General features: G+C 37.0%; 9 protein-coding genes. All 9 read left to right on the plus strand.

Going from position 1 to position 10,877, the window contains the following annotated elements; all coding sequences use genetic code 11:
* Positions 1–2,049 (plus strand): glycoside hydrolase family 3 C-terminal domain-containing protein (locus J7K93_14450; protein ID MCD6118198.1); only part of this gene is annotated, 2,049 nt, incomplete at its 5' end.
* A gap of 151 nt (positions 2,050–2,200) precedes the next feature.
* The gene (locus J7K93_14455) at positions 2,201–2,512 is read left to right on the plus strand and encodes an L-rhamnose mutarotase (protein MCD6118199.1); all 312 of its coding nucleotides are present in this window, start codon (positions 2,201–2,203) and stop codon (positions 2,510–2,512) included.
* A gap of 145 nt (positions 2,513–2,657) precedes the next feature.
* Positions 2,658–3,896, plus strand: coding sequence for an ROK family transcriptional regulator (locus J7K93_14460; GenBank protein MCD6118200.1), 1,239 nt, complete (start codon positions 2,658–2,660; stop codon positions 3,894–3,896).
* 116 nt (positions 3,897–4,012) lie between these two features.
* Positions 4,013–5,662, plus strand: coding sequence for a sodium:solute symporter (locus tag J7K93_14465; protein ID MCD6118201.1), 1,650 nt, complete (start codon positions 4,013–4,015; stop codon positions 5,660–5,662).
* 97 nt (positions 5,663–5,759) lie between these two features.
* The gene (locus J7K93_14470) at positions 5,760–6,782 is read left to right on the plus strand and encodes an alcohol dehydrogenase catalytic domain-containing protein (protein ID MCD6118202.1); all 1,023 of its coding nucleotides are present in this window, start codon (positions 5,760–5,762) and stop codon (positions 6,780–6,782) included.
* Positions 6,783–6,805: 23 nt separating this feature from the next.
* Positions 6,806–7,711 carry a carbohydrate kinase gene (locus J7K93_14475; protein ID MCD6118203.1) on the plus strand — a complete coding sequence of 302 codons (906 nt, stop codon included), beginning with the start codon at positions 6,806–6,808 and terminating at the stop codon, positions 7,709–7,711.
* 160 nt (positions 7,712–7,871) lie between these two features.
* On the plus strand, positions 7,872–9,041 hold the full coding sequence (locus tag J7K93_14480; GenBank protein ID MCD6118204.1) for an iron-containing alcohol dehydrogenase: 1,170 nt from the start codon (positions 7,872–7,874) through the stop codon (positions 9,039–9,041).
* 120 nt (positions 9,042–9,161) lie between these two features.
* Entirely contained in the window at positions 9,162–10,595 is a 1,434-nt protein-coding gene (locus J7K93_14485) for a GWxTD domain-containing protein (protein MCD6118205.1), read from the plus strand.
* Positions 10,596–10,696: 101 nt separating this feature from the next.
* Positions 10,697–10,877 (plus strand): STAS domain-containing protein (locus J7K93_14490; protein ID MCD6118206.1); only part of this gene is annotated, 181 nt, incomplete at its 3' end.

The following is a 10,877-nucleotide window of genomic DNA, read 5'->3' on the forward strand; positions in this document are numbered from 1 at the left end:
CCCAATTTTCATAACCCATTGGGTATTGGTTCTTTCGAATTAGATGAGGAAGAAATTGAGAATTTCCAAAAACTCAGACCTTGGGAAAATCTTGAATATTGGGAAGGCGGATGCCTTGATGGCGGCTGGTGGAATGAAGCACTACATGGAGTGGCACGAGCCGGGCTTGCAACTGCATTCCCGCAGGCTATCGGCCTGGGAAGTACCTGGGATCCTGATCTGATAAAAAAAATGGCAGCAGTGATTTCCGATGAAGCCAGGATCCATAATAAAATTTACGGGAAAAAACTTACTTACTGGTCTCCTACTATAAATATTCTGCGTGATCCGAGATGGGGAAGAACCGAAGAATCTTACAGTGAAGATCCTTACCTTCTTTCAAGAATGGCTGTTTCTTTTGTAAAAGGATTTCAAGGGAATGATAAAAAATATCTAAAAGCAATTGCCACTGTAAAGCATTTTGTTGCTAATAACAGTGAATTTAACCGACATACAGGTTCGTCCGATATGCCTGAAAGGCAATTGCACGAGTACTATCTCCCTGCTTTCAAAGCAGCAATTATGGAAGGAGGAGCTTTTTCTGTGATGGGTGCTTATAATTCCTTAAATGGCATACCTTGCTGTGCAAATTCGTGGTTGTTAACTGATATTCTGCGAAATCAATGGGGATTCCAGGGATATGTTGTTTCTGACTGCGGAGCTGTTAGTGACATAGTTCACGGACATAGTTTTGAGCTTGATCCTGAAAAGGCTGTTGCAGCAGCAGTTAAAGCAGGTTGTGATCTGGAATGCGAAACATGTGAGAAAGAGCAGTTTATGTATGATAAATATCTTTTAAACGCAGTAAAAAAAGGATACATATCAGAACAAGCGATTGATACTGCTGTAACACGGCTTTTCAGAGCACGGTTTAAACTTGGAGAATTTGATACTCCGGAAAGTGTGCCGTATACAAAAATACCTGTGATGCAACTAGATTCAAAAGAACATCGGAAATTGGCTTTAAAGATTGCAAGAGAATCTATGGTGCTTTTAAAGAATGAGAACAGTCTTCTTCCACTGGATGCCTCGAAAATAAAACAGGTGGCAGTTATCGGTCCAAATGGTGATGTAGCTGAACTGGGTGGATATAGCGGTACGCCTTCTTTTACAGTATCTCCGTTAGAAGGCATAAGGGAAAAATTTGGAAGACAAAGAGTAGATTTTGAGATAGGCTGTGGATTACTTGAATCATACCCCGGCGGTTTTGAAAGGGCAATGCAGGCAGCAGCCAATTCCGATGTGGCAATTGTAGTCCTTGGCACCAACCTAAACATGGCCAATGAAGGGTTGGATCGAAAAAAATTGGGCCTGCCGGATGTTCAGATTCAACTTTTAAAGGAAGTTTATCAATCTAATCCTAATACAATACTTGTATTGATAAACGGAAACCCTCTATCTATCAGATGGGCAAAGGAAAATATTCCAGCAATAATTGAAGCATGGTATCCTGGTCAATCAGGAGGAACAGCAATAGCAGATGTTCTTTTTGGCGGCTACAATCCGGGTGGAAGAATGCCGGTTACAGTGTATAAATCTGCAGAACAACTGCCGCCAATAGATGATTATGATATTACAAAAGGAAGAACATACTGGTATTTTAAGGGGGAGGTGCTCTATCCCTTTGGACATGGACTGAGTTATACAACTTTTGAATATTGTGATTTGAAGATAAAAAAGAAGATTTATTTTAAAAAAGAGGACAAATTAAAGGTACAGTTTTACGTGAAAAATGTGGGTAATGTGGGGGGAGATGAAGTAGTGCAACTGTACATTAGAAACGTTAAATCGAAATATAATCATCCGAATCAGAAACTTAGACGATTTAAAAGATTATATATTGGTGCAGGAGAGAAAGCATTGATTATTTTTAAACTGGATGAAAATGATTTTTCGTATTGGGATCCGGTAAAGAAAGAATGGGCAGTGGAAAAAGGTGAATTCGAAATAATGGTTGGTAGTTCGAGTAAAGATATGCGTCAACAAAAAAATATTTTTGTTGAAGAATAATAAAATAACTGATGAATTAAGGAGGTCTATCATGAGAAGAAACAAAAGCTTGTATGCTGCAGTCGCTCTGAGTTTTATATTTATCTTAATGGTTGGTTGCAACCAAAAGAAGGAAGAGGATATTAGTAGTAAAAAAATTAAAAGAGTAGGCATGGTAATACAGGTTAAAACTGATAAGATTGATGAGTATAAAAAATTACATGCTGATACTAACCCCGGGGTTCGTGATCTTTTGGCAAAATATAATATGCATAATTTCTCCATTTTCTTGACCGAAATGAATGGGAAATGGTATGAGTTCGGATACTATGAATACACTGGTGATGACTTTGATGGAGACATGGCAAAACTTGCAAAAGAACCTAGAAATATAGAATGGCTTAAAGTTTGTGACCCATTACAGATTCCGTTGCCAGGTGAAAAAGGATGGAGAGAAATGGAGCGAGTATATTATAATCAATAATTAAACTGATAATGAAAAAACATTTGGATTTGTATGAAAAAATTACTATCTTTCATGCAGTTAGAAAGTAACGTTGATAGCGATTTCCCTCAAACTTTTTATAGTTTGAAACTTTCGTTTACACAACTATTATAGGTATAGATCTATGGCACGAAATGATTTTCCTAAGGGTAGTTCACAATACATTAATAAATTGAATAAAATTAAAATCCTCAATCTGATTCGTGAAAACGGAAAGATTTCCCGTGCAGATTTAGCTAAAAATAGTGGTATAAGCGCACCTACAGTTACCCGTATTATTGACAGCTTAATAAATGAAGAGGGACTGGTACATGAAGTGGGTGAGGGCGTATCCAGGGGAGGGCGAAAACCCATGTTATTGGAGTTCTCAGGAGCGGATAATTTTGTCATTGGTATCGATCTCGGAGCAACAAATATATATGGGATGCTGTCGAATTTAAATGCGGAAACAATTGCTGAAGTCCGTCAACCAACTGATGTTGATGAGGGGTTTGAAGAAATTGTTGATAAAATTTCTAATGTCATTGCAGAGCTCTTACAACACTATAAAATTCAAAGAAAACGTATTTTCGGGATTGGGATGGCAGTTGCCGGACTGATCAATAAAATAGATAATATCATAGAGTATTCACCTGATTTTCACTGGAATAATGTTGATATTATTACCGAACTCGGGAAGAAAACTGATTTGCCGATAATAATCGATAATGTGACGAGGTGCATGGCTTTTGGAGAGATGTGCTATGGTATTGGTCGTGAGTGTAATAATTTTATTGTTGTAAACGTGGGATATGGGATTGGTGCCGGAATTATTATAAATGGAAAACCTCTTTATGGGGCACGTGGAATGGCTGGAGAATTTGGTCATTTAACTTTACAGAAAGATAGTTCGATCCGATGTGAGTGTGGGAATTACGGCTGTTTAGAGGCGCTTGCATCAGGTAGGGCCATTGCAATAACAGCTCAATCAGAACTTCAGAACGGAGCCAAAAGTGTGTTACTTAGCAGGTGTAATGGTGATTTGAAGAGTATCACGACTGAGATGGTTTCTAATGCTGCTAAAGATGGAGACGAAGTAGCAAAAAGAGTATTTGACCATGCTGCTGAGTATATAGGTATAGGTATCGCCGGATTGGTTAATATCTTCAGTCCAGAAGCTGTAATAATTGGTGGAGGTGTATCACAGGCAGGAGATCTATTATTTGACACACTAAAACGGGTGGTTAATGAACGATCTTTGCATGCTATCTCAAAAAACTTAAGAATTTTACCGGCAGAATTCGGTATAAAAGCAGCAGTAAAGGGTTCTATAGCGCTGATTTTAAACGAAATATTGAATTTAAATCATAATACGGATGTATAATTTGTTTTAATAAATATTTTTTGATACCCATGTTTTTGCATTGTGCATCAATATTAATATAGTAGATGTTAAGAACAAACGGGAAATTATACTCCAAATTTTTTAGGAGGTTTTTTATGGAGAATGTAGGTCAGAACTTATCAATTATTGATTTAACTGTAATTATTGTCTATTTATTGGGGATACTAATAATTGGAATTCTGTCTGGATACAAAAAAAATACTTCAAGTGAACAATTTTTTCTGGCCGGTAAATCTCTTAAGTGGCCTATGATTGGGGCAGCTTTATTAACATCTAATATTTCTACTATTCATTTAGTTGGTTTGGCAGCTGATGGTTATCGTGTAGGTTTAGTTGTAGGTAATTTTGAATGGATGGCTGCGTTCACTCTGATAATTCTGGGTTTAGTTTTTGTTCCTTTTTATTTCAGGAGTAAAATTCAAACTTTACCGCAATATCTTGAAAAACGATACAATCCCACAGCACGTACAATTCTGGCTTTTATCGCCATATTTTCAGCACTTCTGATTCATATTGGAATCAGCTTGTATGCCGGAGCCAAAGTAATGGAGTCCTTTTTTGGTGTTAATATGTATCTATCTATCACTGTCATTGCTGTTATCACTGCTACTTATACCATCCTGGGCGGATTGAAAGCAGTTGTGGTGACAGATACTATTCAGGCAGTACTTCTTCTTTCAGGTGCTGCCATTCTTACCATTATTGGATTATCCCATTTGCCAGGTATTGGTATTCATAATCTTTCTGAATTGCGAGCAGCAGTAAAGCCAGAGCAGATGAACATGATTCATAGTTTTAGGAATCCGGGAACAGGTTTTATTAATGAATATTCGTGGGTAACTGTGATATTTGGTTATTTTGTTCTTGGTATCTGGTATTGGTGTACAGATCAAACTATTGTACAAAAAGTTTTGGGTGCAAAGACTGAGAAGGATGGCAGGGACGGTGCAATTTTTGCTGGTTTTCTCAAAATCCTACCGGTTTTTATCATGGTCTTTCCTGGTGTCATTGCCTATCTCCTCTTTAAAGATAAAATTACGGATCCTAATAGTTCATTATTAGTAATGATGAAAAATTTATTACCCACAGGTCTTCGCGGTCTAATGGCAGCTGGCCTTCTGGCTGCTTTGATGAGTACAATTGAAGCGGCTCTTAACAGTACAGCAACAGTAACTGCGGAGGATATTGTAAAACGATTGCGTCCAAAGACTACGGATCGTTCACTAGTGCTTATTGGCAGGATTACAGCAGTTGTAGTCATATTATTAGCAATGGCCTGGTCAACTCAGGGTGGGAGATTTGAAAGTATTTTTGTTGCTATTAACAAAATTCCTATGATGTTCGCGCCTGCTATTACAACTGTTTTTGTCATGGGAGTATTCTGGAAACGTGGAACTAAAGAAGCAGCAGTAACAACTCTCATTGTTGGAGCAATAGTTGGTGCTCTCTATTTTTTGATTGATCTTCCGTTGTTTGGTGATGTTCAGCCTATAACGGATCCGGTAAATGGGTTGGGAATTCCATATATGTTGGCCGGGTTAATTCTCTGGGCAATGTGCAATGTTGTGTATATTACAGTTAGTTTATTTACTCCAAAGCCAAGTGAAGAACATTTAAAAAATCTCTCTTGGGATCATCCGTTTCAGTTTATTACGGAGGGTAAAATTTCAGGTATCACTGACCCACGGATCATGGCATTGATGCTTTTTGTTATTATGTTTATTCTTTATATGATTTTCCATTGATGTAGATTGTATTATTTGCTTATTTGCCATTTTGAGCAGAGTTCCTTGTCAAATATTTGTTAGATAGAAGTAAATTTTTAACGATAGGAGTTAAGGTATGAGGCAGGCAGTTATGATGGAACCGGGAAAGATAGAATTCCAGAATGTCCCGGAACCAACATATGGTGATAACGAAGTGCTCCTTCGCATTAAGCGTATAGGTGTTTGCGGATCTGATATACACGTTTGGCATGGCAAGCATCCGTTTACTCCATATCCTGTTGTGCAAGGGCACGAGTATTCAGGACAAGTTGAAGCTGTGGGAAAGAATGTAACTAAAGCAAAGCCTGGAATGCGGGCTACAGGCCGCCCTCAATTGGTTTGCGGAAAGTGCGGCCCATGCAGGCGTGGAGATTATAATGTATGTGAGAATCTTCGTGTGCAGGGCTTTCAGGCGCCTGGATGTGCTCAAGATTTATTTGTAGTACCAGAGGATAGATTGGCAGTTTTTCCTGATTCTATGACTTTTGAACAGGGTGCACTAATAGAACCAGCTGCTGTTGGTGCCCATTCAACAGGCAGAGTCAGCAATCTCAATGGCAAAAATGTGATTATAACAGGAGCAGGAACTATTGGTAATATGGTTGCACAGTTCGTTAAAGCTCGAGGTGCTGCTAAGGTCATGATTACAGATATCAGTCATTATCGTCTGGATATTGCTAAAGCCTGTGGTATACAATACACAGTGAACACAGCCGAGGAATCCTTTGAAGATGCAATTAAACGAGTATTTGGCGATGAAGGATTCCAAATTGGACTTGAGGCTGCTGGTGTGCCTGCTACAATTACAGATCTAATAAAATATATTGAAAAAGGCGGTGAGATTGTTATTCTGGGTGTGTATGAAAAGAATCCTACTATTAATATGGGATTTGTCGGAGAACATGAACTTAAGCTTATCGGGTCACTTATGTATAAACATGAGGATTATGAAAAGGCAATTGATTTCATATCTTCTGGGAAAATTATAACTGATCCTTTGGTTACAAAACATTTCCCTTTTGAATTTTATACAGATGCTTATCGTTACATTGATTCTCAAATAGATAAAACTATGAAGGTTATGATAGATGTCAATTAATAATTTAAGAAGAAAATTGTTTTATGAATGATTTAATAAAGCTGCCATGCATAGTAGGTATCGGTGAACTTCTTTTTGACATATTTCCATATGGAAAGAAGCTGGGAGGTGCACCATTAAATTTTGCCTTTCATGCCCAATCCTTAGGAGCGGAATGCTATCCAGTCAGTTCTGTAGCTGATGATGAGCTGGGGACTGAAATTTTAAAGAGGTTAAAAGATATTGGTCTGGATGATACCTATATTTCCATAACAGACAAAGGGCCAACGGGAACTGTAAGAGTAAAACTTGATTCTGAAGGTATTCCTGATTTTACAATCAATGAAAATGTTGCATGGGATTACATCCCATTTACTGCAGAATTGAAAGAGCTTGCTTCTCGGGCAGATGCTGTGTGTTATGGTTCTTTAGCGCAGCGATCGAAAACATCCCGTGAAACAATACGTTCTTTTATAAAGGAAACAAAAGACAGATGTTTACGAGTTTATGATGTGAATTTGCGACAAGCCTTCTATAATAAAAGTGTCCTGAGAGAGACATTGGTTTTGAGTGATGTAATGAAACTGAATAATGATGAATTATCCATTATATCAGAATTGTTTGGGATAAAGGGTTCCGAAAGTGAAATTCTTATATCGCTGCTCCATGACTTTGGATTGGAGATGATAGCATTAACAAATGGTGACAAAGGGAGCCGTCTTTTCAGCTTATCCCAGGATTCCATTGTTAAAGCACCAAAAATTAAAGTGGCAGATACAGTAGGAGCAGGAGATGCTTTTACAGCTGCACTAGTTGTCGGATTACTGAAAGATTATGCAATTGAGATTATTCACCAGAACGCTACAAATCTTTCAGCATTTGTCTGCACCCATAAAGGTGCTACTCCCAAACTCCCAAAAGCTTTAATTTCTAAACTGATAACTACTTGAAATATGCATCGGCAAGTATCTGATTAAACAACGATTGGGGAAAAGAATTTGGTAATAATTATTAATGAATGAATTATTGCGTAAAATCAGAAAAATCGTGTTATATAGGATATAATATCTTTTTGTATTTATTAACATTTATTTAAAGAATGGAGTTTTTATGAAAACTTTTAACTATTTACAAACGACAGATATTCATTTTGGTGCAGGACGTGTGAATGAAATTGGGGAAGTGGCACTTAAATTTGGCAAACGCTGTCTTCTTGTAACTACACCGCCAATTCCTGTTTTAAAACCAATGTTTGAACGGGTGAAAAAATTGCTTTTTGAGGCAGGCTTGGAAGTTGCGCATTTTGATCAAGTACAAGCTAATCCGACAACTGATACTATCTCAGCTGGTGCAAAGATGGCAGAAGATCATGGAGCAGAGATGATAATAGGATTGGGAGGCGGGTCCAGCATGGACAGTGCGAAAGCTATTGCCGTTGAAGCATCCCATGAAGGTACATCATGGGATTATCTGTTTTACCGTGACACACAGCCGACAGATAAGACTTTACCTATTATTGCAATAACTACAACATCCGGGACAGGTTCTCAGGTGACTCAAGTTGCTGTAGTAACAAACACCAAAGAGAGGGACAAGTCAGCTTTATACAATTCCATTATTTTTCCTGATGTAAGTATAATTGATCCTGAGTTGATGTTGACATTGCCAAAGCAAATAACCGCTGCAACTGGATTTGATGTATTTTGCCATGCATTTGAGAGTACACTTCATCCCAACGCATCTGATTATACTAATCTTCTTGCTTGGGAGGCAATAAAAACAGTAGCAGCTAATCTTCCAATTGTTCTTTCTGACCTGACGAACATAGAAGCGAGAAGCAAGATGGCTTATGCTGATACATTAGCCGGATTATGTATTGCTAGTGCAGGTGTGACTCTTCCTCATGGGATTGGCATGGCTATTGGCGGTATGTATCCACATGTTGCTCATGGTGAGGCACTTGCAATTATTTACCCGGCCTTCTCCAGATTTACTTACAAGTCAGCCATTGCTCAGTTTGCTAAAGTCGGACGAATATTTAATCCAAATCTGAATAATGCAGGTGATAACGAGGCAGCAGCTGGCGCATGTAAGGCTATTGATGAATTTATTGAAAGAATAGGAATGTCAGAAAGACTTAAGGATGTAAAAATGCCTGAAGAAGAAATACCTGCTCTTGCAAAACAAAGTATGGTTCTTCCTGATTACAAGGGTAATCCCAGAGTGGCGACCGAAGATGAAATGCTTGAGCTGATTAAACAGGCATATTATGGAATTTGATATTTCAATTTGAATCAAACAGGAGATTATCGTTCGATTTATAACGGATGAGATATTGATTATATAGGTAAGGCCTTTTGCACTGCCTATTTTGCAAAGGGCCTTTCAATGGAGGCCTTAATGATAAGAAAATACTGTAATCAACTATTGAATGTAATATGCAAAGTTTTTTTATACAATAGTTTGGTTTTTATTTTAATCACTGTTTTTATTCCAACCCTTCTTTTAAGTCAAGGCACAAGTCAAAAAAAATCCGGTTTATTTACTGATTATGCTCAATTTAAAGCTTCAAAAGGTTACAGTTATGTGGAAATTTATTTCTCCATTCCAAGAAATAAACTGGGGCATGTATTTAACGGTAAACAATATTCTGCAGAATTAGAGATTGAAGTCCAGATATTCTTAAAAGATTCTTTGTTGATAAAAAAGAAGTGGAGAAATCAGGAATCAGTTTCCTCTCTTGATGAAATTCATGAAGGACAAACGTATAATACTCAGACTGCATTTTATTTAAAACAGGGGGCGTATGTAGTTAAAAATAGTGTCACTTTTTTCTCTTCAGGGACAACTATGAATTCTGAACTGAATCTTGCAATCAGGCCGATTCCAAAAGATTCGTTGGCTTTAAGTGATATTGAATTAGCAACACAAATTAAATCCAACGTTAAAAAAGGACTTTTCGTAAAGAACGGATATCGTATTATTCCTAATCCCAGAAATATGTACGGATATACTTTACCTAAGTTGTTCTATTATTGTGAAATTTATAATTTATCTGATTTGACTGACCAAGAAGATTCATCCTATTATGTTAATGTCAGTTTAATTAATGAGAATAATTTCTCTGTTGTTAAACTGCCTTCAAAAAGAAAATTCCGTCAGGGAAACTCAGTAGTGGAGACTGGATTAGTTGATGTGTCAAAAATACAGTCTGGTGCTTACACAATAAATATTGATGTAACTGATGGGAAAACAGCTTTAAAAGCCTTTCAGAAAAAAACTTTTTTTGTTTATCAGCCGTTGAACTTATCTACAAAGAAAAAAGCAACTGATGAAATTTCTCCAAATATTATTGATGAATTCAGCGTTATGTCTATAGATGAGTTGGATCGTCAATTTAAAATGGGACGATATATAGCAAATAAAGAAGAGAAGAGTATATTTAAAAAACTTGATCTGGTCGGTAAACGGCGATTTATGACAGAATTTTGGAGAAAACGTGATAGCGATCCCAGTACAAAAGTGAATGAGTTTAAAATTGAATATATGAAACGTGTAACTTATGCTAATAATCGTTTTTCAATCGGTAAAAAAGAAGGTTGGCGAACCGATCGAGGAAGAGTTGCAATTTTATATGGTATTCCGGAACGTGTTGATACATTCCCTACTACTATGAATAGCAGGGGGTATGAAATTTGGTATTACTACCATTTTCATCAAGGGGAAATATTTTTTGTATTTGTGGATCTTTCTAATATTGGTTCAATGCGTTTAATACATTCCACACTTCCAAGTGAAACGAAAAATTTTGAATGGAAGAAATTGCTATATTAAGAGTTGTATGAAAATTAAAAATATAAACAATTTGGGATTTGGTGTTATAAGAATTATATTTTTAAGTGTACAAGTCATTGAATCTATACGAAGGACAAAGAATGAATATTGATGTCAAAGATAAAAACGGAGTTAATATTATTCTTGTAAAAGGCAATTTGATGGGCGGGGAAGAGACTATTGCCGTTCATGAAAAAGTTAAGAAATTGGTTGAGCAGGGCAAGAAGAAATTCGTTATTGATCTGTCTAAAGTTAAATGGATGAATAGCTCCGGCCTCGGTA

The organism is bacterium, assembly GCA_021158245.1.
GTDB lineage: Bacteria > Zhuqueibacterota > QNDG01 > QNDG01 > QNDG01 > QNDG01.

Excerpts from the sequence above, each read along its gene's own strand:
- J7K93_14470 (MCD6118202.1), top strand. The coding sequence starts at position 5,760 with ATGAGGCAGGCAGTTATGATGGAACCGGGAAAGATAGAATTCCAGAAT.
- J7K93_14460 (MCD6118200.1), top strand. The coding sequence starts at position 2,658 with ATGGCACGAAATGATTTTCCTAAGGGTAGTTCACAATACATTAATAAA.
- J7K93_14475 (MCD6118203.1), top strand. The coding sequence starts at position 6,806 with ATGAATGATTTAATAAAGCTGCCATGCATAGTAGGTATCGGTGAACTT.
- J7K93_14465 (MCD6118201.1), top strand. The coding sequence starts at position 4,013 with ATGGAGAATGTAGGTCAGAACTTATCAATTATTGATTTAACTGTAATT.
- J7K93_14485 (MCD6118205.1), top strand. The coding sequence starts at position 9,162 with ATGATAAGAAAATACTGTAATCAACTATTGAATGTAATATGCAAAGTT.
- J7K93_14480 (MCD6118204.1), top strand. The coding sequence starts at position 7,872 with ATGAAAACTTTTAACTATTTACAAACGACAGATATTCATTTTGGTGCA.
- J7K93_14455 (MCD6118199.1), top strand. The coding sequence starts at position 2,201 with ATGGTAATACAGGTTAAAACTGATAAGATTGATGAGTATAAAAAATTA.